Origin of the sequence: Kitasatospora griseola (assembly GCF_014648555.1) — a bacterium.
GTDB lineage: Bacteria > Actinomycetota > Actinomycetes > Streptomycetales > Streptomycetaceae > Kitasatospora > Kitasatospora griseola.
In genome coordinates this window covers 1-26,048 of sequence record NZ_BMRI01000017.1, presented here as the reverse complement: position 1 = coordinate 26,048, position 26,048 = coordinate 1, and the positions used below count along the sequence as shown (strand labels likewise).

At 72.8% G+C, this 26,048-nt stretch carries 17 protein-coding genes; 7 read left to right on the top strand and 10 right to left on the bottom strand.

The genetic code is table 11. The features are described from left to right. The first annotated feature begins 145 nt into the window (after window positions 1-145). Entirely contained in the window at window positions 146-4,762 is a 4,617-nt protein-coding gene (locus IEZ12_RS21670; protein WP_189273788.1) for an ATP-dependent helicase, read from the top strand. Between the two features lie 120 nt (window positions 4,763-4,882). Here the strand turns inward: IEZ12_RS21670 and IEZ12_RS21665 are convergent, their stop codons facing one another. The 9 genes from IEZ12_RS21665 to IEZ12_RS21625 form a co-directional block, all read right to left on the bottom strand. After that, window positions 4,883-5,158, bottom strand: a complete 276-nt coding sequence (locus tag IEZ12_RS21665) for a hypothetical protein (protein WP_189273787.1) — start codon at window positions 5,156-5,158, stop codon at window positions 4,883-4,885. A gap of 55 nt (window positions 5,159-5,213) precedes the next feature. After that, window positions 5,214-5,582 (bottom strand): helix-turn-helix domain-containing protein, encoded by a 369-nt coding sequence (locus tag IEZ12_RS21660; protein WP_030457965.1) that lies wholly within the window; start codon window positions 5,580-5,582, stop codon window positions 5,214-5,216. Between the two features lie 315 nt (window positions 5,583-5,897). Beyond that, the gene (locus tag IEZ12_RS21655) at window positions 5,898-6,383 is read right to left on the bottom strand and encodes a CinA family protein (RefSeq protein WP_189273785.1); all 486 of its coding nucleotides are present in this window, start codon (window positions 6,381-6,383) and stop codon (window positions 5,898-5,900) included. Beyond that, on the bottom strand, window positions 6,376-7,008 hold the full coding sequence (gene pgsA, locus IEZ12_RS21650) for a CDP-diacylglycerol--glycerol-3-phosphate 3-phosphatidyltransferase (protein WP_100589761.1): 633 nt from the start codon (window positions 7,006-7,008) through the stop codon (window positions 6,376-6,378). The genes IEZ12_RS21655 and pgsA overlap by 8 nt, the downstream gene beginning before the upstream one ends. Continuing rightward, window positions 7,005-8,459, bottom strand: a complete 1,455-nt coding sequence (gene rimO, locus IEZ12_RS21645) for a 30S ribosomal protein S12 methylthiotransferase RimO (RefSeq protein WP_043909747.1) — start codon at window positions 8,457-8,459, stop codon at window positions 7,005-7,007. Before rimO ends, pgsA begins: the two co-directional genes overlap by 4 nt. A 72-nt stretch (window positions 8,460-8,531) precedes the next feature. Beyond that, on the bottom strand, window positions 8,532-9,401 hold the full coding sequence (locus IEZ12_RS21640; RefSeq protein ID WP_229847752.1) for a helix-turn-helix domain-containing protein: 870 nt from the start codon (window positions 9,399-9,401) through the stop codon (window positions 8,532-8,534). A gap of 158 nt (window positions 9,402-9,559) precedes the next feature. Beyond that, the gene (locus IEZ12_RS21635; protein WP_189273781.1) at window positions 9,560-12,229 is read right to left on the bottom strand and encodes a DNA translocase FtsK; all 2,670 of its coding nucleotides are present in this window, start codon (window positions 12,227-12,229) and stop codon (window positions 9,560-9,562) included. Window positions 12,230-12,350: 121 nt separating this feature from the next. Next, window positions 12,351-12,989 carry a response regulator gene (locus tag IEZ12_RS21630; RefSeq protein WP_043912221.1) on the bottom strand — a complete coding sequence of 213 codons (639 nt, stop codon included), beginning with the start codon at window positions 12,987-12,989 and terminating at the stop codon, window positions 12,351-12,353. A gap of 201 nt (window positions 12,990-13,190) precedes the next feature. Further along, entirely contained in the window at window positions 13,191-17,666 is a 4,476-nt protein-coding gene (locus IEZ12_RS21625; RefSeq protein WP_043912220.1) for a HAMP domain-containing hybrid sensor histidine kinase/response regulator, read from the bottom strand. A 512-nt stretch (window positions 17,667-18,178) separates the two neighbouring features. Here IEZ12_RS21625 and IEZ12_RS21620 point away from each other — a divergent pair. The 6 genes from IEZ12_RS21620 to IEZ12_RS21595 all read left to right on the top strand — a co-directional run bounded on the left by IEZ12_RS21620 (window position 18,179) and on the right by IEZ12_RS21595 (window position 25,006). Continuing rightward, window positions 18,179-20,737, top strand: coding sequence for a SpoIIE family protein phosphatase (locus tag IEZ12_RS21620; RefSeq protein ID WP_189273779.1), 2,559 nt, complete (start codon window positions 18,179-18,181; stop codon window positions 20,735-20,737). 256 nt (window positions 20,738-20,993) lie between these two features. Further along, a complete protein-coding gene (locus IEZ12_RS21615) occupies window positions 20,994-21,548 on the top strand; it encodes a GPR1/FUN34/YaaH family transporter (RefSeq protein ID WP_189273777.1) in 555 nt (184 codons plus the stop codon). A gap of 167 nt (window positions 21,549-21,715) precedes the next feature. Next, on the top strand, window positions 21,716-22,105 hold the full coding sequence (locus IEZ12_RS21610) for a GntR family transcriptional regulator (RefSeq protein WP_043909742.1): 390 nt from the start codon (window positions 21,716-21,718) through the stop codon (window positions 22,103-22,105). Continuing rightward, window positions 22,102-22,992: an ABC transporter ATP-binding protein gene (locus IEZ12_RS21605; RefSeq protein WP_189273775.1), complete on the top strand. Its 891-nt coding sequence runs from the start codon at window positions 22,102-22,104 to the stop codon at window positions 22,990-22,992. Before IEZ12_RS21610 ends, IEZ12_RS21605 begins: the two co-directional genes overlap by 4 nt. After that, window positions 22,989-23,990: an ABC-2 membrane transporter-related protein gene (locus tag IEZ12_RS21600; protein WP_189273773.1), complete on the top strand. Its 1,002-nt coding sequence runs from the start codon at window positions 22,989-22,991 to the stop codon at window positions 23,988-23,990. Before IEZ12_RS21605 ends, IEZ12_RS21600 begins: the two co-directional genes overlap by 4 nt. 152 nt (window positions 23,991-24,142) lie before the next feature. Beyond that, window positions 24,143-25,006, top strand: coding sequence for an ArsR family transcriptional regulator (locus tag IEZ12_RS21595; protein WP_189273771.1), 864 nt, complete (start codon window positions 24,143-24,145; stop codon window positions 25,004-25,006). A 31-nt stretch (window positions 25,007-25,037) separates the two neighbouring features. Here IEZ12_RS21595 and IEZ12_RS21590 read toward each other — a convergent pair whose 3' ends face one another. Then, window positions 25,038-25,907, bottom strand: coding sequence for a phosphatase PAP2 family protein (locus tag IEZ12_RS21590; protein WP_189273769.1), 870 nt, complete (start codon window positions 25,905-25,907; stop codon window positions 25,038-25,040). Window positions 25,908-26,048 lie beyond the last annotated feature (141 nt).

Sequence of the window (26,048 nt, the reverse complement as noted above, 5' to 3'; positions counted from 1 at the left end):
TTCTCCGCTCGTCGGCCGGGCCGGAGTCCCGTGGTGGGTGGGTCCGATTCCTCACCATATGAGCGATTTGTACGATTTGCTGTGCGGGTTGCGGCAGACGGTGACCGTCCCCCGGCCTGTCAGCCCGTCGGGGCACCATGGGTGCATGGCCACCTCCACCCCCGACGCGCCCGGCAGCCCGAACCCGCTGGACGGCTTCGCCCCGGCCACCCGGTCCTGGTTCACCGGCGCGTTCGCCGCCCCCACCGAGGCCCAGTCCCGGGCCTGGTCGGCGATCCGGCTGGAGACCGACGTGCTGGTGGTCGCCCCGACCGGCTCCGGCAAGACCCTGGCGGCCTTCCTGTCCGCCCTGGACCGGCTGAGCTCCACCCCGCCCCCGGCCGACCCCAAGCGCCGCTGCCGGGTGCTCTACATCTCCCCGCTGAAGGCCCTCGCGGTGGACGTCGAGCGCAACCTGCGCGCCCCGCTCGCGGGCCTGCGGCAGGCCAGCGTCCGGCTCGGCCTGCCCGAGCCCGAGGTGCAGGTCGGCATCCGCTCCGGCGACACCCCCGCCGCCGACCGCCGCAAGTTCGCCACCCACCCGCCGGACATCCTGATCACCACCCCCGAGTCGCTGTTCCTGCTGCTCACCTCCGCCTCCCGGGAGGCCCTGCGCGGCATCGACACGGTGATCCTGGACGAGGTGCACGCGGTGGCCGGCACCAAGCGCGGCGCGCACCTGGCGCTCAGCCTGGAGCGGCTGGACGAACTGCTGGACCGCCCGGCCCGCCGGATCGGCCTGTCCGCCACCGTCCGCCCGGTCGAGGAGGTCGCCCGCTACCTCAGCCCGCAGCGCGGCGCGGCGATCGTCCAGCCCGGCAGCGACAAGCGCTTCGACCTGTCCGTGGTGGTGCCCGTCCCCGACCTCGCCGACCTGCCCGCCACCCCCGCCGAGGAGAGCGACCCGCAGCGGCAGTCCTCGATCTGGCCGCACGTCGAGGAGCGGATCGTCGACCTGGTGCAGGCGCACCGCTCGACCATCGTGTTCGCCAACTCCCGCCGCCTCGCCGAGCGGCTGTGCAACCGGCTGAACGAGATCGCCTACGAGCGGGCCACCGGCGCCCCGCTGCCCGAGTCGCACGCCCCCGCCGAACTGATGGGCGGCTCCGGCGCGGCCGCCGGCGCCCCGCCGCTGCTGGCCCGGGCGCACCACGGGTCGGTGTCCAAGGAGCAGCGCTCCCTGGTCGAGGAGGAGCTGAAGGCCGGCCGGCTGCCCGCCGTGGTCGCCACCTCCAGCCTGGAACTGGGCATCGACATGGGCGCCGTCGACCTGGTGGTGCAGGTCGAGTCACCGCCGTCGGTGGCCTCCGGCCTGCAGCGGGTCGGCCGGGCCGGGCACCAGGTCGGCGCGGTCTCCACCGGCGTGGTCTTCCCCAAGTACCGGGGCGACCTGGTGCAGTCCGCCGTGGTCACCGAACGGATGCGCACCGGCGGCATCGAGGCCCTGCGCGTCCCCCGCAACCCGCTGGACGTCCTGGCCCAGCAGCTGGTCGCGATGACCGCCCTGGACACCTGGGAGGTCGACGAGCTGCTCGCCGTCTGCCGCCGCGCCGCACCGTTCGCCACCCTGCCGCAGTCCGCGTTCGACGGCGTGCTCGACATGCTGGCCGGCCGCTACCCGTCCGACGCCTTCGCCGAACTGCGCCCCCGGGTGGTCTGGGACCGCGTCGCCGGCACCGTCACCGGCCGCCCCGGCGCCCAGCGCCTCGCCGTCACCTCCGGCGGCACCATCCCCGACCGCGGCCTGTTCGGCGTCTTCATCGTCGGCGCGGACCCGAAGAAGGGCGGCGGCCGGGTGGGCGAGCTGGACGAGGAGATGGTCTACGAGTCGCGGGTCGGCGACGTGTTCACCCTCGGCACCACCTCCTGGCGGATCGAGGAGATCACCCACGACAAGGTGCTGGTCACCCCCGCCCCCGGCATCCCCGGCCGGCTGCCGTTCTGGAAAGGCGACTCGCTCGGCCGCCCGCTCGAACTCGGCCGCGCGGTCGGCGCGTTCGTCCGCGAGGTCGGCGCGATGGAGCCCGCCGCCGCCACCGCCCGACTCCGCGAGGCCGGCCTGGACGACTGGGCCGCCGGCAACCTGCTCGCCTACCTCGCCGAGCAACGCGAGGCCTGCGGCCACCTGCCCGACGACCGCACCATCGTGGTCGAACGCTTCCGCGACGAGCTCGGCGACTGGCGGATCGTCGTCCACTCGCCGTTCGGCGCCCAGGTGCACGCCCCGTGGGCACTGGCCATCGGCGCCCGGCTGCGCGAGAAGCACGGCCTCGACCCGCAGGTGATGCACGCCGACGACGGCATCGTGCTGCGCCTGCCCGACGCCGACCTGCTGGCCGACTTCCCCTCCGGCATCACCGCCCCGCCCCCGGAGGAGGCCCCGGTCGGCGCCGACGCCGCCGTCTTCGACTCCGGCGACATCGAACAGCTCGTCACCGACCAGGTCGGCGGCTCCGCCCTGTTCGCCGCCCGCTTCCGCGAGTGCGCCGGCCGCGCCCTGCTGCTGCCCCGCCGCAACCCCGGCAGGCGCACCCCGCTCTGGCAGCAGCGCCAGCGCGCCTCCCAACTCCTGGAGGTCGCCGCCGAGTACGGCTCCTTCCCGATCGTGCTGGAAGCCGTCCGCGAATGCCTGCAGGACGTCTTCGACGTGCCCGGCCTGGTCGAGCTGATGCGCGACCTGGAGACCCGCGCCGTCCGCCTGGTCGAGGTCACCACCCCCGAGCCGTCCCCGTTCGCCCGCTCCCTGCTGTTCGGCTACGTCGCCCAGTTCCTGTACGAGGGCGACTCCCCGATCGCCGAACGCCGCGCCGCCGCCCTCTCGCTGGACTCCCGGCTGCTGTCCGAGCTGCTCGGCCAGGCCGAACTGCGCGAACTGCTCGACCCCACGGTGCTCGCCGGCCTGGAGGCCGAACTCCAACGCCGCACCCCCGAGCGCCGCATCAAGGACGCCGAGGGCGTCGCCGACGCGCTGCGCCTGCTCGGCCCGCTCAGCGAGGGCGAACTCACCGACCGCGGCGCCGAAGCGCTGTGGGCCCTGGAACTCGAAGCGGCCCGCCGGATCATCCAGGTCCGGATCGGCGGCGAACTGCGCTGGTCCGCCATCGAGGACGCCGGCCGGCTCCGCGACGCCCTCGGCACCCCGCTGCCGGTCGGCGTCCCCGAAGCCTTCACCGAACCCGTCAAGGACCCACTCGGCGACCTGCTGGCCCGCTACGCCCGCACCCACGGCCCGTTCACCGCCCACGCCGCCGCCGAACGCTTCGGCCTCGGCACCGCCGTGGTCACCGGCACCCTGCACCGCCTCACCGCCGCCGGCCGCCTGGTCCAGGGCGAGTTCCGGCCCGAAGCCACCGGCACCACCCCCGAATGGTGCGACGCCGACGTCCTGCGCCGCCTGCGCCGCCGCTCCCTCGCCGCCCTGCGCCACGAGGTCGAAGCCGTCCCGCCGAAGGCCCTGGCCGCGTTCCTCCCGCAGTGGCAGCACCTCGCCGGACACCGCCTGCGCGGCGCCGACGGCCTCTACCGGGTGGTCGAACAGCTCCAGGGCACCGCCCTGCCCGCCTCCGCCCTCGAAAAACTGGTCCTGCCGGCCCGGCTCACCGACTACTCCCCCGGCCTGCTGGACGAACTGATGGCCGCCGGCGAGATCGGCTGGTCCGGCGCGGGCGCACTGCCGGGCAAGGACGGCTGGATCAGCCTCCACCTGCCGGAGAACGCCCACCTGCTGCGCCCCGAACCGCTGCCGCTCACCCCCGGCCCGATCCACACCGCCCTGCTGGAGGCCCTCACCGGCGGCTACGGCGCGTTCTTCCGCCAGCTCGCCGAACGCGTCCCCGACACCCCGGACGCCGAGATCGTCGAAGCTCTGTGGGACTTGGTCTGGGCGGGCTACGTCACCAACGACACCCTCGCCCCGTTGCGCAACCTCCTCGGCTCCGGCCGCACCGCCGGCGCGACCGCCCACCGGGCGCCGCGCTCCACCCCCCGCGGCCGCTACGGCGGCGCAGCCCGCGGCCTGGCCCGCCCCAGCTCCCGCTCCGGCCCGCCGACGGCGGCCGGCCGGTGGTCGCTGCTGCCCTCCTTCGGCGGCGAGCCGACCGTACGCGCCGCCGCCCAGGCACAGGCCCTGCTGGACCGGCACGGCATCCTCACCCGCGGCACCGTCTCCGCCGAACGGATCCCCGGCGGCTTCGCCGGCGTCTACCGTGTCCTGGCCGCCTTCGAGGAACGCGGCAAGGCCCGCCGCGGCTACTTCGTGGAAGGCCTCGGCGGCGCCCAGTTCGCCATGGAGGGCGCCGCGGACCGCCTCCGCTCGGTCAACTCCCGCCTGGAGCGGGCGAACGGCGACTGGTCGGCGACCTCTCCGGCGGAGAGCCCGCAGGCCGTCGTACTGGCCGCCGCCGATCCCGCCAACGCGTACGGCGCGGCGCTGCCCTGGCCGGAGCCCTCGGAGGACACCACCGCCGCCCACCGCCCGGCCCGCAAGGCCGGCTCACTGGTCGCACTGGTCGACGGCGAGCTGGTCCTCTACCTCGAACGCGGCGGCAAGTCCCTGCTCACCTGGTCCACCGAGGGCCCCGCCGTCACCGCAGCCCTCGCCGCCCTGGCCCAACCCCTCACCATCGAACGCATCAACGGCCACCCCGCCCTCACCAGCCCCCTGGGCCCCCACCTGGAAGCGGCCGGATTCCACGCCACCCCGAAGGGCTACCGGATCAGGTAGAACGAGAGCAGGCGAGCACGAGAACAGGGGCGCGTGGGGGTACCTCCCGGCCCGCCAGGGCTGGGGGAGACCTGCGCGACCAGCGCAAAGCACGTCCGCAAGGTCGCGATCAAGTGCAGGTCATTCTCCTGCGTCGCGATCTTGCGGTGGGGTGCCTTCCGCTGCGCGCAGTTCCGCCCCCTCGCTTCGCTGGGGGGACCCCCAGCGCCCCTGTTCTCGTGTCCGCCCCTCGATACGTGCGTGCACGGGAATCAGGCCCATCCCCCACCAGCCCGCCGCGAGCATGCCGAGGGCGGCACCGCCGGAAATCGCGGTGCCGCCCGTGAGGAGCAGTATCAGACCCAGGCCGACCAGTGCCGTCGTGCCCAGCAGCAGCGCACTGCGCATCGTGCGCATTGCGACCCTCCTTCGCCCGGCGCCTCCCGGGAACGGGAGGCGGGTCGAGGTCCGGTCAGGCCGCCACCACGTCCATCGCCGCCTTGGGCGAGATGGATCCGGACCGGTCGACACCGGGAGCCGGCAGCGGAACCGGTTCGAGCACCGGCCTCAGCAGATCACCCTCGGAGAGGGTGGCCATCGCCGCAAGTTCGGCGAGCGACAGTTCGTCGCTGACCTCGCGCATGACCTCGGACATCCGCACGTCGAGCGCGTCGCAGATGGCGGAGAGCAACTCGGAGGACGCCTCCTTCTGACCCCGCTCGACCTCGGAGAGGTACCCGAGCGAAACCCTGGCGGCTGCCGACACCTCGCGGAGTGTGCGGCCCTGGCGCTGGCGCTGCCGACGCAGCACATCGCCCAGCAGGCGACGGAGCAGAATCATCGGTGCCTCCCTCCTCGGACTGCGGATCGAGATGTCACGACCCCACCGTACCGCCTTGTCCGTGTCCCGTGCGGGGACCGGGGTCGTGTTCACTCTGGGCTGCAAGGCGTCCCCTCCCCTGTTCTTCCCGTTCCGGGCCGTCGAACCACCCGTGACGGGCAGATGTCCGGCTCCGGACGCCCGGTCGACTCCCGGTCGACGCGGGGGCGGTCCGACCGGGGTCGTCCCGGCCGGAGCATCCGGTCTAACACGTTCCTCCATCGGGTGCGGCGGGTTCGCGGGTTTCGGCCCGCGGCCGCCGGCGCTCGGTGATGCTCAGCGGTCGGTGTCCGGTCCGGTCAGCCGGCGCAGCAGCAGGTCGAGCGCGGCTTCCACGGACTGGTGTCGGATCTTGTCACGCCCACCGGACAACCGGAGCGGGAGGGCTTCTGTTCCCCGCGCCCCGGCGAGGCCCACGTACACGGTGCCGACGGGCTGTCCGTCCTGCGGGTCGGGCCCGGCGACGCCGGTGGTGGCCAGCGCCCAGTCGGCGCCGAGCAGGTTCCGGACGCCCTCGGCCATCTGCCGGGCCACCACGGGGTGGACCGGCCCGCGGACGTCCAGCAGGCCCTCGTCGACGCCGAGCACGGACGCCTTGAGGTCGGTGGCGTACGCGGTGACCGAGCCCCGGAACACCGCGGAGGCGCCGGGGACGTCGACCAGGGTGGCGGCCAGCAGGCCGCCGGTGAGCGACTCGGCGACGGCCAGGGTGGCGCCGTCGGCCTTGAGCGCCGCGAGCAGGCGGGCGGCGAGCTCACTCACCGCGGCGCTCCCGGGCGATGCCCTCGCGGCGCAGCCGGATCGCCTGGACCACGTAGTCGAGGCCGGTGGCGACGGTGAGGACGACGGCGATCGCCATCATCACGGCGCGGCCGGTGGCCAGCGGGCCGGTGAGCACCAGGACGTACATGCCGACCGCGATGCCCTGGGTGAGGGTCTTCAGCTTGCCGCCGCGGCTGGCCGGGATGACGGCGTAGCGGATCACCCAGAACCGCATCAGGGTGATGCCGAGTTCGCGGGCCAGGATGACCGCGGTGACCCACCAGGGCAGGTCGCCGAGGATCGACAGGCCGATCAGGCCGGCGCCCATGATCGCCTTGTCGGCGATCGGGTCGGCGATCCGGCCGAAGTCGGTGATCAGGCCCTTGCTGCGGGCCAGCGCCCCGTCGAAGACGTCGGTGATCATGGCGACGGCGAACGCCGCCCAGGCGAACGCCCGCCACTTGGGGTCGTGCCCGCCGTCGGCGAACAGCAGGGCGACGAAGACCGGCACCAGCAGCAGCCGGAACATCGTCAGCACGTTGGCGATGTTCCACAGGCCGGGCTGCGGCGGGACGGCGGCCGGGGTCGGCCGGGTCTCGGCCGGGGCCCCCGGCCCCTTGGTCATACGTCGGCTCCGAGCAGCGTGATCGCCTCGGCGACCAGGTCGACGCCCTCGGTGCCGACCACGGTGGCCCGGTAGAACTGGCCGATCTCGGCGTCGTCCGCGCCGAGCAGGGTGGTCAGGCCGTCGGTCTCGGGGGCCTGGTGGGCGGCGCGGCCCTCGATCACGCCGTCCTCGATCGACTCGACCAGCACGGTGACCTCGCTGCCGACGCGCTGTTCGGCGCGCTGCGCGGTGAGCTCCTCGGCGAGCTTGGAGAGCCGGGTGACGCGGTCGTCGACCACGTCCTGGTCGAGCTTGCCGTCGTAGCCGGCGGCCTCGGTGCCGTCCTCGTCGGAGTAGCCGAAGACGCCGATGGCGTCCAGGCCGGCGTGCGTGATGAACCGTTCCAGCTCCGCGAAGTCCTCCTCGGTCTCACCGGGGAAGCCGACGATGAAGTTGGAGCGGGCGCCGGCCTCGGGGGCCTTGGCGCGGATCGACTCCAGCAGGCCGAGGAACTGCTCGGTGGAGCCGAAGCGGCGCATCCGGCGCAGCACGGCGGGCGCCGAGTGCTGGAAGGACAGGTCGAAGTAGGGCATGACCTTCGTGGTGCCGGTCATCACGTCGATCAGACCGGGGCGCATCTCGGCGGGCTGCAGGTAGCTGACCCGGACCCGCTCGATGCCCTCGACGGCGGCGATCTCGCTGAGCAGGGTCTCCAGCAGCCGGATGTCGCCGAGGTCCTTGCCGTAGGACGTGTTGTTCTCGGAGACCAGCACGACCTCGCGCACGCCCTGGCCGGCCAGCCAGACGGCCTCGTTCAGCACGTCGCTGGGGCGGCGGGAGATGAAGGAGCCGCGGAAGGCGGGGATGGCGCAGAACGAGCAGCGACGGTCGCAGCCGGAGGCCAGCTTGATCGAGGCGACGGGGGCGTCGTCGAGACGCTTGCGCAGGGTGCGCGGGCCGGAGGCGGGGGCGAGGCCCTCGGGGAGGTCCTCGGGGGTGCCGTGGCCGGGCAGGGCGACCTCGGCCGCGGCGGCCTGCCGTTCGACGGGGGTGAGCGGGAGCAGCTTGCGACGGTCGCGGGGCGTGTGGGCCTCGACGTGGCCGCCGGAGAGGATGGTGTTCAGGCGGGTGGAGATGTCGGCGTAGTCGTCGAAACCGAGGACGCCGTCGGCCTCGGGGAGGGCGTCGGCGAGTTCCTTGCCGTAGCGCTCGGCCATGCAGCCGACCGCGACCACGGCCTGGGTACGGCCGTGGCCCTTGAGGTCGTTGGCCTCCAGCAGGGCGTCGACGGAGTCCTTCTTGGCGGCCTCGACGAACCCGCAGGTGTTGACGACGGCGACATCGGCTTCGCTGGCGTCGTCGACCAGCCGCCAGCCATCGGCCTCCAGTCGCCCGGCGAGTTCCTCGGAGTCGACCTCGTTGCGGGCGCATCCGAGCGTGACCAGGGCGACAGTGCGGGGTTCAGGCATGACGCCAAGATTAACGCGCGCCCCCCGGTGGAGTTCCCCCCGGAGGGCGCGCGGTTCGATCGAGCGGCCGGATCAGCCCGCCTGCGGGTCGCCCGGGGTGTAGGTGAGGTGCACCACCTGGCCGTCCTGACCGGCCGGACCGAGGTCCTTGCCATTGACGAACAGGTGCACGGCCCCGGCGTTGCCGATCACCAGAGTGATCTTCTTCGGGTCGGTGAAGGTCTGGTCCTGGCCGGCTTCCAGGTTGTTGGAGAACAGCGACTTCCCGCTGCCGTCCTTGGCGGTGACCCAGCTCTTGTCCTGCCCGGCGACCAGCTTGACGGTGACCTTGTCGGCGGGGGCGCCGGCCACCGCCCCGGCGCCCGCCTCGGGGGCGGGCGGCTGCGCGGAGGCCTCCAGGGTGGCCGGGGCGGAGACGCCGGAGGGCAGCGGGGCGCTGGCCGCGCCGGGCCCGTTGCCGGCGGGGGACGAGGAGCCGACCAGGTTGTAGCCGATCAGCACGACCACCGCGACGATCGCGGCGACCATCGCGCCGGTCCAGTTCGGGCGGCGGTGGTCTTTGACCGTGACCGGCCCGACGTCGAACAGCCGGGTGGCGGACGCGCCGCCCCCGCCGTGCTCGGCGTCGTAGCGGGCGACCAGCGCCTCGCCGTCCAGGCCGACCTCCCGGGCCAGCAGCCGCAGGTGGCCGCGGGCGTAGAAGGCGCCGCCGCAGCGGTCGAAGTCGTCGGCCTCGACGGCGTGCACGATCGGCACCCGGATCCGGGTGCGGGTGCTGACCTGGTCGACCGTCAGGCCGGCGTCGATCCGGGCCCTGGCGAGCAGCCGCCCGATGCTCGGCCCGTCGGCGGCGTGACTCGGCTCCGCGGGGCGCTCCGGGCCGGCGGAGGCGGACGCGGAGGAGCCGGAGGCGGAGCGGCGGGGGGACTTGCCGATGGTCACTGGGCACGCCTTTCGAGCGGAGGCCACCTGCTGAGGAACCAGTCTAGGGGTGGTGCCGTAACGTTTCTCAACCGGAGGGGGCCCGAACGTGCCACAGTTCTGCTACTGAAGTTGACGGGTAGTCACCTCGCTTTCCGGCCATCGGGACCACCCGTCGCTCACCCCCGCAGGGTGATCAGCACGCCGTCCAGTTCGTCCGGTTTGACCAGCACGTCGCGGGCCTTGGAGCCCTCGCTGGGGCCGACGATGCCGCGCGACTCCATCAGGTCCATCAGTCGGCCGGCCTTGGCGAAGCCGACCCGGAGTTTGCGCTGGAGCATCGAGGTGGAGCCGAACTGGGTGGTGACGACCAGTTCGACGGCCTGCACCAGCAGGTCGAGGTCGTCGCCGATCTCCTCGTCGATCTCCTTCTTCGGGCCGGACCCGACCACCACGTCGTCCCGGTAGCGGGCCGCCAGCTGGTCCTTGCAGTGCTGGACGATCTTGGCGATCTCCGCCTCGGTGACGAACGCGCCCTGCATGCGGACCGGCTTGGAGGCGCCCATCGGCAGGAACAGCGCGTCGCCCTTGCCGATCAGCTTCTCCGCACCGGGCTGGTCGAGGATGACCCGGGAGTCGGCCATCGCCGAGGTGGCGAAGGCCAGCCGGGACGGCACGTTGGCCTTGATCAGGCCGGTGACCACGTCCACCGAGGGGCGCTGGGTGGCCAGCACCAGGTGGATTCCGGCGGCGCGGGCCAGCTGGGTGATCCGGACCACCGAGTCCTCGACGTCGCGCGGGGCGACCATCATCAGGTCGGCCAGCTCGTCGACGATCACCAGCAGGTACGGGTAGGGCGTCAGCTCGCGTTCGCTGCCCAGCGGCGGCTGCACGGTGCCGGCCCGCACCGCAGCGTTGAAGTCGTCGACGTGTCGGAAGCCGTAGGCCGCCAGGTCGTCGTAGCGCATGTCCATCTCGCGCACCACCCACTGGAGGGCCTCGGCGGCCTTCTTCGGGTTGGTGATGATCGGCGTGATCAGGTGCGGGATGCCCTCGTAGGCGGTCAGCTCGACCCGCTTGGGGTCGACCAGCACCATCCGGACCTCGTCGGGGGTGGCGCGCACCAGCACCGAGGTGATCAGGCAGTTGATGCAGGACGACTTGCCCGCGCCGGTGGCGCCGGCCACCAGCACGTGCGGCATCTTCGCCAGGTTGGCCATCACGGTGTGGCCCTCGACGTCCTTGCCCATGCCGACCACCATCGGGTGGGTGTCCTCGGCGGCGCTGCGCGAGCGCAGCAGGTCGCCGAGGGTGACCATCTCGCGGTCCCGGTTGGGGATCTCCACGCCGACCGCGGACTTGCCGGGGATCGGCGAGATGATCCGCACGTCGGGGGTGGCCACCGCGTAGGCGATGTTCTTCGCCAGCGCGGTGATCCGCTCGACCTTGACGGCGGGGCCGAGCTCGACCTCGTAGCGGGTGACCGTCGGGCCGCGGCTGAAGCCGGTGACCTTGGCGTCCACCTTGAACTCGGCGAACACGCCGGTGAGCTGGGCGCGGATGTCGTCGTTGACCTGCGTGTGGGCCTTGGCGGGCGCGCCGCGCTCCAGCAGGTCCAGCGACGGCAGGGCGTAGCCGGCACCGCTGGACAGCTGGAGCTGTTCCATCCGGGCCGGGGCCTCGCCGTGGCCGTCGGGGGCCCGGGCGGCGGGCGCCTCGGACGGCCAGGGCTCCTCGGGTGGCGCACCCGTTGTTGAATACGGCTCAGCGTCCTTGACCTGCCCGACCACGCCGGCCACCGTCGGCGAGCCGGCCACCCCGAACAGCAGTGCGCCGTCCACGAGGTCGGCGGCGACGCCGGCGGCCAGGTCGCGGGTCTGGTACGGGTCCTTCTCGAAGGAGACCGGCGCGGACTCCGCCGCGTCCGACTCGGCCTGCTTGCGGCGGCGGCGCCTGGGGCGGGCGTCGTCGTCCTCGATGGTGATCGGCAGCGCGTCCGGGTCGGCGTCCTCCGGCGGGGCGGTGGAGTACTCCCGGTCGTCGGCGCCCGGCCCGGCGTCCTCGAACTCGCCGGGCAGCGGTTCGGCGACGCCCAGGCGGACGCCCAGCAGGCGCAGGCGCTGCGGGATGCGGTTGATGGGGGTGGCGGTGACCACCAGCAGGCCGAAGACGGCGAGCAGCAGCAGCAGCGGAACGGCCAGCAGCGGGCCGGCGGCGGCCATCATCGGGGTGGATCCGGCCCAGCCGATCAGGCCGCCGGCCTGCCGGATCCGGGTGGCGCCGGAGCCCATGGCGGGCGCGCCGCAGCCGATGTGGACCAGGCCGAGCACGGCGACCACCAGCGCGGTGAGGCCGATCACTATCCGGCCGTTGGCCTCGGGCATGTCGGGGTGGCGCATCAGCCGCAGCGTCATGGCGCCCAGCAGGAAAGGCACCAGCACGTCGAGGCGGCCGAACAGGCCGGAGACCACGGCGGTGGCGGCCTCGCCGAACCAGCCCTGCGGGGTGAACCAGGTGCCGGCGGCGGTCACCAGGGTGAGCGCCAGCAGCAGCAGCGCCACGCCGTCCCTGCGGTGCTCCGGGTGCAGGTTGCGGGCGCCGTGCCCGTAGCTGCGGAAGACCGCGCCGATGGCGTTGGCCAGGCCCAGCCAGATCCGGCGGACGGCCCGGAAGAGTATCGGCCGGGGCGGCGGCACGGGTGCCGCGGCCGCCTTCTTGGCCGGGGACTTCTTCGCCGGGGCCTTCTTGGCGGCCGGTTTGGCCGCGGCGGCCTTCTTCGCCGGTGTCTTCTTGGCCGGCCCGGGCTTGCTGGTGCGTGCGGCGGCGCTTCCGGGCGTTCGTGTGGCCATGGAGGGCAGCCTACCGGCGCGACCCGGCCCCGGACATGCGCGGGAGCACTTCGGCGGGTTGCGCCGTCGACGCGCCGTCAGCGGCCCGTGAACCACCCGGACGAGTGACGCTGACGGCCGCTCAGTTCGCGCCGGGGCGCAGTGCGTCCAGGGCCCGGCGCAGGCCGACCAGTTTGCGCTCCAGGTGGGCGGCGGTCGCGGCGGCTCCGGCGCTGTCGGCGGTGGCGTCGAGCTGCTTGGTGAGCGCCTCGGCCTGTTCCTCGACGGCGGCCAGCCGGGCCGACAGTTCGCCGAGCAGCGCCCCGCCGATGGCCGGTTCCTCGTCCGTCTCCAGTTGCAGGCGCAGCAGCGCGGCCTGCTCCTTGAGCTGGGTGTTCTTCTGGTAGAGGTCGACGAAGACGGAGACCTTGGCGCGCAGCACCCACGGGTCGAAGGGCTTCGAGATGTAGTCGACCGCACCGGCCGCGTAGCCGCGGAAGGTGTGGTGCGGACCGTGGTTGATCGCGGTCAGGAAGATGATCGGGATATCCCTGGTCCGCTCGCGACGCTTGATGTGCGCGGCGGTCTCGAAGCCGTCCATGCCCGGCATCTGGACGTCCAGCAGGATGACCGCGAAATCGTCGGTGAGAAGTGCCTTGAGCGCCTCCTCGCCGGAGGAGGCGCGCACCAGTGTCTGGTCGAGCGCGGAGAGGATCGCCTCCAGGGCGAGCAGGTTCTCCGGACGGTCGTCGACCAGGAGGATCTTCGCCTTCTGCACCAGGACCCGCCCTCCTGCCGGTTGTTTCCCCAGAGCGGGCACCTTCGTGCCGCCCATCACTGCCCCGGTCATGCTAGCCGTACCCCCTTGCCCGCCACAGGCCCGGTGCCGGGCGTCACCGTCCGGTCACTGTTGGCAACGACGGGTGACCTTACCGGGTTCCCGGCCGGGGCCGCCAGCGCGGGCGGCCCCGTCGGGCGGCGGTTACCTGACGGGCAGGTGCTGGCGCATCACCGCCAGCAGGTGGTCGGTCTCCACGGGTTTGGTGATGTGGTCCGTGGCACCGGCCTGCAGGCTCTTCTCCTTGTCGCCCTTCATCGCCTTGGCGGTCAGCGCGATGATCGGCAGCCCGGCGAACCGGGGCATCCGGCGGATCTGCTCGGTGGTCGCGTAGCCGTCCAGCTCCGGCATCATGATGTCCATCAGCACCAGGGCGACGTCCTCGTGCTGTTCGAGCATCTCGATGCCCTCCCGGCCGTTCTCGGCGTACAGCACGGTCAGGCCGTACTGCTCCAGCACGCTGGTGAGGGCGAACACGTTGCGGATGTCGTCGTCGACGATCAGCACCCGCTCGCCGTCGAAGCGGACCGGGGCGCCGGTGTTGGTGCGGACCGGCTCGCCCTGGCGCGGGATGGTCTCCTCGGCCGGGCGCGGGGCTTCCTCGGGGCGGGCGGCGCGGCGGCGCTCCAGGGTGGACCGGCGGCGCTCCTCGACCAGCCCGCGGGCCTCCTGGGTCCACTGCTCGGCGGGCGTGCGGGAGGGCTCCAGGGCGCGCGGCGCGGCGCCGCGCTCCAGGGCCACCGGCTCCGGGCCCTCGCTGCGCAGCGGCAGGTAGAGGGTGAAGGTGGAGCCGCCGCCGAGTTCGCTGGCCACGTGGATCTCGCCGCCCAGCAGCCGGGCGATCTCCCGGCTGATGGACAGGCCGAGGCCGGTGCCCCCGTACTTGCGGCTGGTGCCCCCGTCGGCCTGTTTGAAGGCCTCGAAGATCTCCCGCAGCTTGTTGCCGGGGATGCCGATGCCGGTGTCGGAGACCGAGAAGGCGATCAGCTGCTCGTCGGGGTCGCCGATGGTGCCGGTCTCCAGCAGTTGCTCGCGCACGTGCTGGGGGGTGTCCGGGCCGGACACCGGGCGGATCATCAGCTCGACCGCGCCGGCGTCGGTGAACTTCACCGCGTTGGACAGCAGGTTGCGCAGCACCTGCTGGAGGCGCTGCTCGTCGGTGTGCAGGGTGATCGGCAGGTCCGGGGAGACCCGGACCGCGAAGTCCAGGTTCTTCTCGGCGGTGAGCGGCCGGAACGCGGCCTCCACGTAGTCGACCAGCTGGACCAGGGCGATCCGGGCCGGGCGGACGTCCATCTTGCCGGCCTCGACCTTGGACAGGTCGAGGATGTCGTTGATCAGCTGGAGCAGGTCGCTGCCCGCGCCGTGGATGGTCTCGGCGAACTCGACCTGCTTGGCGGACAGGTTGCCCTCGTTGTTGTCGGAGAGCAGCTTGGCCAGGATCAGCAGCGAGTTGAGCGGGGTGCGCAGCTCGTGCGACATGTTGGCGAGGAACTCGCTCTTGTAGCGGGAGGCCAGCGCGAGCTGTTCGGCGCGCTCCTCCAGGATCTGCCGGGCCTCCTCGATCTCGCCGTTCTTGATCTCGATGTCGCGGTTCTGCTGGGCGAGTTGCTCGGCCTTCTCCTGCAACTCCTCGTTGGTGCGCTCCAGTTCCTCCTGCCGGGCCTCCAGTTCGGCGGAGCGCATCGACAGTTCGGCGGTCAGCCGCTGGGATTCCAGCAGCAGGCCCTCGGTCTTGGTGTTGACCGAGATGGTGTTGACGGTGACGCCGATCTGGTCGGCGATCTGGTTCAGGAAGTCCAGCGCGACGGCGGTGAAGCTGGAGAAGGTGGCGAGTTCGATGACGCCGAGCAGCCGGTCCTCGAACAGCACCGGCATCACCACCACGTGCGCCGGGGAGGACTCGCCGAGGCCGGAGGAGATCTTCAGGTACCCGGGCGGGGTCTCCTTCAGCACGATCGGCCGCTTCTCCACCGCGGCCTGCCCGATCAGGCCCTCGCCGAGCCGGAAGGTGGTGGGCATGGTGCGCCGGTGGTAGCCGTAGGAGCCGATCAGGCGCAGCACGATGTCGTTCTCGTCGTCGTCCTCGGTGACGAGTTCGGCGGTGCGGCCGGCGGGCTGGGCGAGGAAGAACGCGCCGTGCTGGGCGGAGACCACCGGGGTGAGCTCGCTCATGATCAGCGAGGCGACGGCGGACAGATCGCGGCGGCCCTGCAGCAGGCCGGACATCCGGGCCAGGTTGGACTTCAGCCAGTCCTGTTCCTTGTTGGTCCGGGTGGTCTCGCGCAGGTTGGCGATCATCTGGTTGATGTTGTCCTTGAGCTCGTCGAGCTCGCCGGACGCGTCCACGTTGATCCGCAGCGACAGATCGCCCCTGGTGACGGCGGTGGCGACCTGGGCGATCGCGCGCACCTGCCGGGTCAGGTTGTTGGCGAGTTCGTTCACCGACTCGGTGAGGTCCTGCCAGGTGCCGGCCACGCCGGGGACGCGGGCCTGGCCGCCGAGCCGGCCGTCGGTGCCGACCTCGCGGGCGACTCGGGTGACCTCGTCGGCGAACGCGGAGAGCTGGTCGACCATGGTGTTGATGCTGGTCTTGAGCTCCAGGATCTCGCCCCGGGCGTCCACGTCGATCTTCTGCGAGAGGTCGCCGCGGGCCACCGCGGTGATGACGAGCGCGATGTTGCGGACCTGGCCGGTGAGGTTGTTGGCCATCAGGTTGACGTTCTCGGTCAGGTCCTTCCAGATGCCGGCCACGCCCGGCACCCCGGCCTGGCCGCCCAGCATGCCGTCGGTGCCCACCTCGCGGGCGACGCGGGTCACCTCGAAGGCGAACGCCGAGAGCTGGTCGACCATGGTGTTCAGGGTGTCGGCGAGCGCCGCGACCTCGCCGGCCGCGTCGACGGCGATCTTCTTGGACAGGTCGCCGCGGGCCACCGCGGACGCCACCTCGGCGATGTTTCGCACCTGGGAGGTGAGGTTGGACGCCATCAGGTTGACGTTGTCGGTCAGGTCGCGCCAGATGCCGGACACGCCGGAGACCCGGGCCTGGCCGCCCAGCATGCCGTCGGTGCCGACCTCGCGCGCGACGCGGGTGACTTCGTCGGCGAACGCGGACAGCTGCTCGACCATGGTGTTGACGGTGGTGACGAGCTCGCGGATCTCGCCCTTGGCGTCGACGGTGATCTTCTTGGAGACGTCGCCGCGGGCCACCGCGGTGGTCACCTCGGCGATCGAACGCACCTGGCTGGTCAGGTTGTTGGCCATCAGGTTCACCGAGTTGGTGAGGTCCTTCCAGGTGCCGGAGACCCCGGGCACGCTGGCCTGGCCGCCGAGGATGCCCTCGGTGCCGACGTCCCGGGCGACCCGGGTGACCTCGTCGGCGAACGCCGAGAGCTGGTCGACCATGGTGTTGATGGTGTTCTTGAGTTCGAGGATCTCGCCGCGGGCGTCCACCTGGATCTTCTGCGACAGGTCGCCCTTGGCGACCGCGGTGGTCACCTGCGCGATGCCGCGGACCTGCGAGGTGAGGTTGTTCGCCATCGAGTTGACGTTCTCGGTCAGGTCCTTCCAGACGCCGGCCACGCCCGGCACCTGCGCCTGCCCGCCGAGGATGCCCTCGGTGCCGACCGCCCGCGCCACCCTGGTCACCTGCTCGGCGAAGCCGGACAGCTGGTCGACCATGGTGTTGATGGTGTTCTTGAGTTCGAGGATCTCGCCGCGCGCGTCGACCTCGATCTTTCGCGACAGGTCGCCCTTGGCGACCGCGGTGGTCACTTCCGCGATGTTGCGGACCTGCGCGGTCAGGTTGGCGGCCATGAAGTTCACCGAGTCGGTCAGGTCCCGCCACACGCCGGCGACCCCCGACACCTGCGCCTGACCGCCCAGCCGACCCTCGGTGCCCACGTCGCGGGCCACCGTGGTGACCTGCGCGGCGAAGGAGTTGAGCTGGTCCACCATGGTGTTGACGGTGTTCTTCAGCTCCAGCATCTCGCCGTCGACGTCGACGGTGACCTTGCGCGACAGGTCGCCGCGGGCCACCGCGGTGGTCACCTCGGCGATGTTGCGGACCTGCGCGGTCAGCCGACCGGCCATGGTGTTGACGGAGTCGGCGAGGTCCTTCCAGGAGCCGGAGACGCTGCGCACCCGGGCCTGCCCGCCGAGCTTGCCCTCGGTGCCGACCTCGATCGCCACCCGGGTCACCTGCTCGGTGAACTCGCTGAGCTGGTCGACCAGTCCGTTCACGGTCCGGCCGACCTTCAGGAACTCGCCGCGCAGCGGGTAGCTCGCGCCGGTGGTGTGCACCGAGCGCAGCTCCATGGTCTGCGTCAGGTCGCCCTCGGCGATCGACGACAGCACCCGGCCGACCTCGGCCATCGGCCGGGCCAGGTCGTCGATCAGCGCGTTGCAGTTGTCGACGGCCGCCATCCAGGCGCCTTCGCCGACGCCGGTCTCCAGCCGCTCCGACAGCCGGCCCTCGCGGCCCACCGCGCGCCGCACCCGGGCCAGTTCACCGGTCAGGTGCTGGTTGCGCTCGGCGACCTCGTTGAACACCGCGGCGATCTCGGCCAGCAGGCCGTCGCCGGGAAAGGTCAGCCGGCGGCGGAAGTTGCCGTCGCGCATCGCGGTGAGCGCGGCCAGCAGCTTGCGCAGCTCCGCGGGCTCCGCGCCGCGCCCGGGGCCCTGGCGCCGGCCGCCGGCCCGCGAGGGGGGCGCCGACCGCGTGCCGCGCGCAGCGGCCGTCGTGGTACCGGACACGTCCTTGGTCGCCGAACTCAACGGGGCCCTCCCAGGTCCTCACTGTCACCGCGGCGGAAGGGCCGGCGAACGGCCCGTCGATTCCCCGCCGTCCCCTCGACCGTACTGCGGTGGGCGACGGCACACGGACCCCCCAGTGTGACAGCACTGGCACCCGGTGTCGGACCGGTTGCGGGGGGTTTTCCCGGGCGACCAGGGGAACGACCGGGGAAAGTGGTGAAGGAAATCACCCCCAGGGGCTTGTTTCAGCGCCCCGCCCCCGCGGGGTACCAACCGGAAAGTAGGGTGGAGGGCCGCACCGTGCCGAGGCGACCTCCGCCCCGGCCCGCCGCAGGACCTCATCCACCCGCCGTACCAGCAGCAGAGGAGACGTGGCCGTGGTCACCGCGCGCGCAGCCGCCACCTTCGAACCGGTCGACCGGTCGGCCGCCGCGGCCCGCGGCTTCGTCCGGGACGCCCTGCTCGGGTGGGACCTGCCCGAGGTGGTGGACGACGCCGTGGTGCTGGTCAGCGAACTCGTCACGAACGCCGTGGTGCACGCCGGGACGGCCGCCGAGGTGGCCTGCCTGCGCGAGGAGGAGACCGTCCGGATCGAGGTCAGCGACCGGCACCCGGAGCGCGGCCAGGACTCCTTCGCCAATGTGACGCTCAACTCGGACCGGTACGCCGACCCTGACGGCGAGGGCGGCCGCGGCCTGCTGATGTGCTCGGCGCTGTCCAGCAGCTGGGGCGTCGAGTACGCGGCCGGCCGGAAGACCGTGTGGTTCCGCCTCACCCTGCCCGAGCAGCAGCCCGGCACGCGGTACGCGCTGCCCAGCCTGCCCGGCGGCGAACTGCCCGCCGCGAACGGGCCGGTGCGGGTCGCCGTCGTCCAGCTCGACGACCACGGCCGGATCCGGCACTGGAACGCCGACGCCGAATCGCTCTTCCACCGCCCCGCCGACGCCGTGTTCGGCCGCCCCTGGGCGGAACTCGCCGTCTGGCCGCAGACCCCCGGCCTCGGGCTCGGCGACACCCTGCGGCTGGCCCGCTGGGAGGGCAGCTACACGGTGCGCGGCGGCGACGGCTCCGCCCGCGAGGTGTACGGCACCCACGTCCGGCTGCGCGACAGCGAGGGCGCGCCGATCGTGCTGTGCCTGCTGGTGCGCGAGTCCGACCGGGCGGTGCTGCGCACCCCGGGCACCGCCACCGCGTCCACCGAGGCCGTCACCACCGCCGTCGAACCGCTCGACCTGCTGGTCGGCCCGGTCTCCCCCGACGACCTGTCCAGCCTGCTGCAGCGGATCGTCGAACGCGCCCGCGACCTGCTCGACGCGGACGCCGCCTACCTGATGCTCACCAGTGAGGACGAGACCGAGTTCGAACTGCGCGCCGCCACCGGCCTGGCCGGCCCGGCCCGCCGCTTCGCCCGGCTGCCCATCGACGGCGGCGGCGGGCGCTTCGACTCGGCCCGGCTCCCGGCCGTCCACGAGGACCTGGCCGTGCGGCCCGGCGCCGCGCCGCTGCTGGCCGGTACCGACCTGCGCTCGCTGATCACCGTCCCGCTGAAGGTCGAGGGCCGGCTGACCGGCTCGCTCGGGGTGGCCGCCGCCCCACCAGGCCGCTACGACAACGAGGACGCGCTGCGCCTGCAGTTCGCCGCCGACCGGATCGCGCTGGCCCTGGAGAGCGCCCGGCTCGGCGAGTTGGAGCGGCTGCGGCGCGGCTCGCTGTCCTTCCTGGTCGAGGCCTCCGACCTGCTCGCGGGCACCCTGGAGCACGAGCAGACGCTCGCCCTGATGGCGCAGATGGCGATCCCCACCCTGGCGTCCTGGTGCGCCGTCTACACCACCGCGGACGCCGCCGCGGGCGCCGAACTCGCCTTCGTGCTGCACGAGGACGAGGACCGGATCGACGCGCTGCGCGCCCTGCTCGACAAGTCCCCCGCCCCGGAGGCGGAGTTCAGCCCCGGGGCCTGCCCGTGGACGGCGCCGGCCGACACCGCCCGCGCCCTGGGCCTGGCCGACAGCCCCGAACTGGCCGGCCTGCTCGGCGAGACGGTGGTGCTGCCGCTGTCCGCCCGCAACCGGGTGATCGGCCTGCTGGTGCTCGGCACCCGGCGCGGCGTCCGGTTCCGCCAGGAGATCCTGGAACTCGGCGAGGACCTGTCCCGCCGGGCCGCCCTGGCGCTCGACAACTCCCGCCTCTACTCGGAGCGCACCGCCACCTCGCAGGCCTTCCAACGCGCCCTGCTGCCGCCGGAGCTGCCGAAGATCCCCGGCGTCGAGGTCGAGGTGTTCTACCAGGCCGCCGGCGAGGGCAACGAGGTCGGCGGCGACTTCTACGACCTGTTCCCGATCCGCGAGGGCACCTACGGCTTCGCCATCGGCGACGTCTGCGGCACCGGCCCCGAGGCCGCCTCGGTCACCGGCCTGGCCCGCAACTCGCTGCGCCTGCTGGCCCGCGAGGGCCTGAGCGCCCCGCAGGTCCTCACCCGACTGAACGCGGCGATCCTCGACGAGGGCAGCCGGGCCCGCTTCCTCACCCTGCTCTACGGCGAGTTGACGCCCCGCGAGGACGGCTCGACCGCGCTGTCGCTGGTCTGCGCCGGCCACCCACTGCCGCTGCGGCTGCGCACCGACGGGCAGGTCGACCAGGCCGCCTCGCCGCAGCCGCTGCTCGGCGTGATGGACGAACTCGATCTGACCGCCGAGGAGTTGGTGCTCGCCCCGGGCGAGGTGCTGCTGTGCGTGACGGACGGCGTCACCGAACGCCGGGAGGGCCGCCGGATGCTCGGTGACGACGGCCTGATCGAGGTGCTGACCGGCTGCGCGGGCCTCACCGCGGGTGCCGTCGCCGCCCGCGTGCACCGCGCGGTGGAGCGCTTCGCACCCGAGCCGCCGTCCGACGACATGGCGATCCTGACCCTGCGCATTCCGACTCAGCGGCTCAACTAGTCACGGTTTGCTCACGCTTGCTCGCTCAGGGCGGTTCACAAGGGTACAAGTCCCGGGCGCCGGGTAGACCGTAGGCGCCGGGGGCTTCCACCCCGGAGGGCATCGACCGGCGGCTGAGCCGCCGGTTCTCTCATCTCGCCGCAGCCGCCGCACCCTTCTTCGGTGCGCCCACGACCCGGCACCCGGCACCACCTCGCACACCTCACCCTTCACCGCGATCTCGCCATGCCCTGGCGCAGAGTGAAAGGAGCCTCCGGTGAGCAATGACGCCTCCGGGGCGAACGCCCGATCCGCTGACGCGGGTCCGCTCGGCTACCTGGCCCTCGGTCTCACCCTCCTCGCGTACGGCCTGCTCGGCACCGGTGTCCTCAGCGGCACCACCACCGGCGGCGCCGCCACGCTGGCCCACCTGGTCGGCGGGGTGACGCTGTTCGTCGCCGGCCTGTGGCAGTTCCGCGGCGGCGACCGCTTCAGCGGCACCGCTTTCACCGCCCTCGGCGCCTTCTGGGCGACCTGGGCGGCGGCCGGCCCGGCGGGCCGGCACACCGCGGGCCTGTTCCTGCTGCTGTGGGCGCTGCTTGCGCTCACCCTGACCGCCGCCGCCTGGGGCTCCGGCCTGCTCGCCCGCGCGGTGTACGGCCTGCTGACCCTCGCCCTGGTGCTCAACGCCGTCGGCGTCCTCAGCGGCTCCGGCGGCTGGGGCAAGGTCGGCAGCTGGTTCGCCGCCCTGGCCGGCCTGGCCGCCTGGTACTGGGCCACCGCCACCCTCACCGGCGGACGCTGGGGCCGGGTGGCACTCCCGGTCAAGTAACCGCCGCAGTCCCCGAGGCCCGGACGCCACCCCCACGGCGCCCGGGCTTCGGCATGTCTGCGCCCGTTCGCCTTCTGGCTGGTCAACGCCCTTGCGCAATCCTTTACTTGACGGCCCGTCGGATCGTCAGTTCTATAGTGCTAGGAAGCTAGATAAATGAGGTTGCGGTGATCGAGTTCCACATCGAGCCCCGGTCCGGTGTCGCCCCCTACCTGCAACTGGTCCACCAAGTGCGGCAGGCCCTCCGACTGGGCCTGCTGCACCAGGGCGACCGGCTGCCGAAGGTCAAGGACGTCGCGGCGAAGGTCGCGATCAACCCCAACACCGTGCTCAAGGCTTACCGCCAGCTGGAGAACGAGGGCCTGGTCTCCCCCAAGCCCGGCGTCGGCACCTTCGTCACCGGCACCCTCGGCGACCCCGCCACGTCCGAACACGAGCCGCTGCGGCAGGAGTTGCGCCGCTGGCTGGCCTCGGCGCGGGCCGCCGGACTGGACCAGGAGTCCATCGAGGCCCTCTTCCAGCAGACCTTCCGAACCACCGTCGAAGAGGAGCGATGACCGCGATCGTCGAAACCCGGGCGCTGACCAAGCGCTACGGCCGCCGCACCGCGCTGGCCGACTGCACCCTGACCGTCCCCGCCGGACGCGTCGTCGGGCTGGTCGGCCCCAACGGCGCCGGCAAGTCCACCCTGCTACAGCTCGCCTGCGGCCTGCTCACCCCCACCAGCGGCGCCGTCGAGGTGTTCGGCCGACCCCCGGCCGCCGACAGCGCCCAACTCGCCCGGGTCGGCTTCGTCGCCCAGGACACCCCGACCTACGCCACCCTGACCGTCGCCGACCACCTGCGCCTCGGCGCCCGCCTCAACCCCCACTGGGACGCCGCACTCGCCGACCGCCGCATCCGGCAACTCGGCCTCGACCCCACCCAGCGGGCCGGCCGCCTCTCCGGCGGCCAACGCGCCCAGCTCGCCCTCACCCTCGCCGTCGCCAAACGGCCCGAACTGCTGCTGCTGGACGAGCCGGTGGCCGCCCTCGACCCACTGGCCCGACGCGCCTTTCTGCAGAGCCTGATGGAGTTCGTCGCCGAATCCGAGTCGCAGGCCACCGTGGTGCTCTCCTCCCACCTGGTCTCCGACCTGGAACGGGTCTGCGACCACCTGATCGTGCTGGCCGACTCCCGCGTCCGGGCCGACGGCGAGATCGACGATCTGCTCGCCACCCACTTCCGGCTCACCACCGCCCGCCGCGACGCCGACACCCTGCCGGCCGGCATGCGGGTGGTGCACGCCGAGCACACCGAACGCCAGAGCACCTTCGTGGTCCGCGCCGACGCCGCCGTCGACGACCCGTCCTGGGTGATGGACCCGATCGGTCTGGAGGACCTCGTCCTCGCCCATCTCGAATCCTCCGCCGACTCCCGACCCGCCCTGGAGCCCCAGCGATGACCTGGCTGACCTGGCGTCAGTTCCGCGCCCAGTTCCTGGTGGCCGCGGCCGTACTCGTCGCCGCCACCGCCTACCTGCTGATCTCCGGCCTGGACCTGCGGGACAAGTACCACGACCTGACGGCCGGCTGCCCCGACGGCGGCTGCGCCGACGGCAGCCAGCTGCTCGACGCCTACGCCTTCCCCTACTGGACCGGCAGCGCCCTGGTCCTGCTGGTGCCCGCCCTGATCGGAGCGTTCTGGGGCGCGCCGCTGATCGCCCGCGAACTGGAGACCGGCACCTACCGGCTGATCTGGAACCAGGGCATCGGCCGCGGCCGCTGGCTGACCGTCAAACTGCTGCTGGTCGGCGTCACCGCAGTGACCGTCACCGGGCTGCTCAGCCTGCTGGTGACCTGGTTCGCCTCCCCGCTGGACCGCCTCAACCACGACCGCTTCACCCCGCTGCTGTTCGCCTCCCGCGGCATCGTCCCGCTCGGCTACGCCGCGTTCGCGGTCGCCCTCGGCACCTGCCTCGGCCTGTTCCTGCGCCGCACCGTCGCCGCGATGGCCATCACCCTGGCCGTCTTCGCCGCCGTCCAGGTGCTCGTCCCGCTCGCCGTCCGCCCGCACCTCGAACAGCCCGTGCACAGCGTGGTCGCACTGGACGCCGCCACCCTGAGGTCCACCAGGATGCTCGGCTTCACCGGCTCCCACGGGCCGTCCGCCACCTTCGTCGCCGGCATCGCCGTGCCCGACGCGTGGATGCTCTCCGACAGTTCGCCGATCCGCGACAGCTCCGAACGCGTCCTCACCTTCGGCACCCAGCCGTGCGCGAACAACAGCCACGATGTCCCGTCCGAGGACTGCCTCGCCCACGCGAACCTGCACGTCGCCATCGACTACCAACCCGCCGACCGCTACTGGCCGTTCCAGTGGATCGAGACCGCGATCTTCCTGGCCCTCACCGCCGCCCTGACCGCTCTCACCACCTGGGGCCTGCACCGCCGCCTCGGCTGATCGACATTCAGGTGCGGCCGAAGCCAACGCAACTGGCTTCGGCCGCACCGTCACCTTACGGCCACCACACCGCCCGGTCGGATGGCGGGTGATCCCGCAATCCCCTCCCGTCCCACCGGCCGATTGCTACTGTCTCCGATCGGAGGAGACGCATGGGTCAGTGGCAGGTCAGCACGGAGGCGCTCGTCGCATGCCGTTTTGCCTTCTCGCCGCTGGTCGAGACCGTCGCCACCCTCGGCATCCTCACCGAGATCCGGCCCGAACCCTGGCGCCGCGCCTGGCTCGCCACCCACCGGCCCGCACTCCAGCAGCACCTCGCCACCGCACCCCACCTCGACGACTGGCTGCGCGCCCGTACGGCCGCCCGCTGGCCCACCGAGTTCCGGCTGCCCCCGCCCGACCCCGACGCCGCCCCGTACGGACTCGACCTCACCGGGCTCGACCTGGCCCCCGCGCTCGCCGAACTCCTCCAATGGACCTGGCAGCACGTCGTCCACCCCGAGTGGCCGGCCCGCCTGCGCACCCTCCGCGCCGACGCCACCGCCCGCCGCCGTCTCGCCGACCACCACGGCTGGCCCGCCGCCCTCCCCGCGCTCGGCCCGCGGCACCGCTGGCTGTCCACCGGCCGGCTCCAGCTCACCGTCCCCGACGAGCCCGCGGACGCCGAACTGCTCTTCGTCCCCACCGGCGCCCGCCACGGCTGGATCGCCCAGGACACCACCCGCGTCGCCGTGATCTACCCGATCTCCGCCGCGCCCGTCCCCACCCCGGGCACCCCGCCCGCCAGCCTCGGCCGCCTGCTCGGCAGCGCCCGGGCCGAACTGCTCGCCGGCCTGGACCGCCCGCGCGACACCGTCCAGCTCGCCACCCTCACCGGCCTCAGCCCCGCCGCCGTCGGCGACCACCTCGCCGTCCTGCTCGACGCCCGCCTGGTCTCCCACGCCCGCTCCGGCGCCGCCGGCCGCTACTACCGCACCGCCCTCGCCGAAGCCCTGCTCTCCGCCCAGCCCGGCTGAACCCGCCGGAACCCGCCGGAACCCGCCGCCCTCAGCTCTGCACGGCGCTGGGCTCCCGCTCCTCCGGACGCGCTGCCGCGGCATCCCCAGGCTCCGGCCGACGCCACCCCGTCAGCACCGCCTGCAGCAGGTACACCGTCAGCAGTATCGCCAGCGCCACCACCCCGTCCGCCCAGAAGTGGTTGGCCGTCACCACCACCACCCACACCGTCACCAGCGGATGCAGCACCATCAGCCACCGCCACGGCCCGCGTGCGACGACGATCACCGCCACCGCCGTGATCACGCACCACGCCACGTGCACCGAGGGCATCGCCGACAGCTGGTCCGCCACCACCCCCGCGACCGCGTTGCCGTACACCGACTGCCCGTACTGTGCCGCCAGATCCACGAACCCGTTCCCCGGCAGCATCCGCGGCGGCGCCACCGGAATGAACTGGACCAGCAGACACACCGCCGTGGTCGCCACCACCGTCGTCCGCACCCACGCGTACCGCTCACGGTGCCGCAGGAACAGCCACAGCAGCACGACCAGCATCACGCCGAAGTGCATCGTCGCGTAGTAGTAGTTCGCCGCCTGCACCAGCCACGGGTGCCCCACCACGGCTTGCTGCCAGGACGCCTCGTCCGGCAACCCCAGATCCAGCTCCGTCCGGTGGATCCACGCCGCCCGGTCCAACGCGTTGTCCGTCCCCATCAACGACACGTGCCCGACCACCTGCCACAGCGCGAACAGCGCCAGCAGCGTCCCCGCCTCCCGCAGCACGTCCGCCGCGACCCGCCCCCTCCGCTGCCCACTGCCGGCCCGGCTCGCAGCAACCCGCCCGGCGGCGAACGCCGCCCCGTACAGTGCCGCGGAGGCAGCGGCCGAGGTTTGCCAGGTCAAGGTCAGGTTCTGCATTGGCGAAGGGTATCCGGAAATTTCCGGTCCGGAAAAGCGAAGAAGCCCCCTGACATCCCGTCAGGGGGCTTCTTCTGAAGAATTGTTCGGCGGCGTCCTACTCTCCCACAGGGTCCCCCCTGCAGTACCATCGGCGCTGTG

Excerpts from the sequence above, each read along its gene's own strand:
- IEZ12_RS21670 (WP_189273788.1), top strand. The coding sequence starts at position 146 with ATGGCCACCTCCACCCCCGACGCGCCCGGCAGCCCGAACCCGCTGGAC.
- IEZ12_RS21665 (WP_189273787.1), bottom strand. The coding sequence starts at position 5,158 with ATGCGCACGATGCGCAGTGCGCTGCTGCTGGGCACGACGGCACTGGTC.
- IEZ12_RS21660 (WP_030457965.1), bottom strand. The coding sequence starts at position 5,582 with ATGATTCTGCTCCGTCGCCTGCTGGGCGATGTGCTGCGTCGGCAGCGC.
- pgsA (WP_100589761.1), bottom strand. The coding sequence starts at position 7,008 with ATGACCAAGGGGCCGGGGGCCCCGGCCGAGACCCGGCCGACCCCGGCC.
- rimO (WP_043909747.1), bottom strand. The coding sequence starts at position 8,459 with ATGCCTGAACCCCGCACTGTCGCCCTGGTCACGCTCGGATGCGCCCGC.
- IEZ12_RS21635 (WP_189273781.1), bottom strand. The coding sequence starts at position 12,229 with ATGGCCACACGAACGCCCGGAAGCGCCGCCGCACGCACCAGCAAGCCC.
- IEZ12_RS21625 (WP_043912220.1), bottom strand. The coding sequence starts at position 17,666 with ATGCGCGACGGCAACTTCCGCCGCCGGCTGACCTTTCCCGGCGACGGC.
- IEZ12_RS21605 (WP_189273775.1), top strand. The coding sequence starts at position 22,102 with ATGACCGCGATCGTCGAAACCCGGGCGCTGACCAAGCGCTACGGCCGC.
- IEZ12_RS21600 (WP_189273773.1), top strand. The coding sequence starts at position 22,989 with ATGACCTGGCTGACCTGGCGTCAGTTCCGCGCCCAGTTCCTGGTGGCC.
- IEZ12_RS21595 (WP_189273771.1), top strand. The coding sequence starts at position 24,143 with ATGGGTCAGTGGCAGGTCAGCACGGAGGCGCTCGTCGCATGCCGTTTT.
- IEZ12_RS21590 (WP_189273769.1), bottom strand. The coding sequence starts at position 25,907 with ATGCAGAACCTGACCTTGACCTGGCAAACCTCGGCCGCTGCCTCCGCG.